This is a genomic window from Salinimicrobium marinum, assembly GCF_014651535.1.
In the GTDB taxonomy this organism is placed as follows: domain Bacteria; phylum Bacteroidota; class Bacteroidia; order Flavobacteriales; family Flavobacteriaceae; genus Salinimicrobium; species Salinimicrobium marinum.
On the sequence record NZ_BMXB01000044.1, the window covers coordinates 1 to 1310 of the forward strand.

The following is a 1310-nucleotide window of genomic DNA, read 5'->3' on the forward strand; positions in this document are numbered from 1 at the left end:
ATTAGTACTGATGCGTTATTTTTTAGTCGTTAAATAAGTCCAGTTGTTCTTTGTCATTTTGATTTGTTTGATATTCGGTTAAGATCTCGTACAAAGGCGTTTTATCGAATACTGAGATCCCTAATATTTGCACGATTTCATAAATTGAGAGGTTGCTTTTCATTTCATGTTTGACCCGCGCCACAATAAGGTAGGTACATATAGCAACCCAGATGTGGATATTGACTGCATTTTCAGACTGTCCCCACAATTTTTTTATGGTTAAGTTCTGTTTTATCCATTTGAAGAAAGTCTCTATTTGCCATCTGTTACGGTAAAGTTTGGCTATTTCTAAAGCTGATACTTCATGATTATTGGATAGAAAAGTAAGCAGGATATCGTTTTGATCATCATAGTATTCAACCAGGCGTAGCGGGTCTGGATAAAGTTTACTTGATTTATAGCCGGCTAAAAGGATCGTCTTATCGCTTTTCAATCCAAATCTAAGATCGATGTTGTAATTATGTTCAATAACAGTATAATCCATCGTAGTCTTGGCTCTGGAAACGAAAAAGGCACCCATTTCATGCATATGATATAATGCTGCAAAATCTATATAAGCTTTATCCATAAGATATATTGCTCCAGTTACAGGAACTAATACATCCAATATGTTGCTATCGTGATATTTACCATCGGTAATCATTACAAAAGAGGGAATACTGCCTCTTAGATCCAATAAGGTGTGCATTTTTATAGCACCTCGAGAATATTTTCCTGGAGCCCAGCTAAAAAGTTTTAAGCTCAAGGAGATTGTCGTTGAATCTAATGCAAACACCTCATTTTTAAGATCGATGTTAGGAATTGGAAAATCAGCGTACATTGGCCGGACTTGCTCTATCAAATATTGACCGAAGTCTGCAAATATTTTCCAATCCCTGCGCTCATTGGCTCGTGATATACTTGACTGATTCACTCGCTTTCTGATTCCGAGGTGGTACAGTTTGTTTTGATGGGCTTTCAGGCAAGTACAAATATCACGTAAGGAATTACGGGCTGTTAATTGACCAAAGAATAATTGAATAAATTGGTTCCAACAATTAAACTCCCTTGTTCCGTGGTCTCCATTGTATTTGGAAACGCACTTTTCAAACTCATAGCGGTTGATAAACTGCAAAAGTTGAGCGAAAATATATTTACCTGTATTCATAGCTTGCCTTAAAAAGGGCAAAGCTACATATCAATTCAAATCAAAAAATCAAAGAACGTGTATAAGTATTTTATTATCAGTCAATTATAAGCTTTTTAAAAAAATCAACGCATCACTAGTA

General features: G+C 35.6%; 1 protein-coding gene. It reads right to left on the bottom strand.

What is annotated here, in order from left to right; translation table 11 throughout:
• Positions 1-22: 22 nt before the first annotated feature.
• Entirely contained in the window at positions 23-1189 is a 1167-nt protein-coding gene (locus IE056_RS18270) for an IS4 family transposase (RefSeq protein ID WP_189606428.1), read from the bottom strand.
• Between the last annotated feature and the right edge of the window lie 121 nt (positions 1190-1310).

Coding starts and splice junctions, on each gene's coding strand:
- IE056_RS18270 (WP_189606428.1), bottom strand. CDS start 1,189: ATGAATACAGGTAAATATATTTTCGCTCAACTTTTGCAGTTTATCAAC.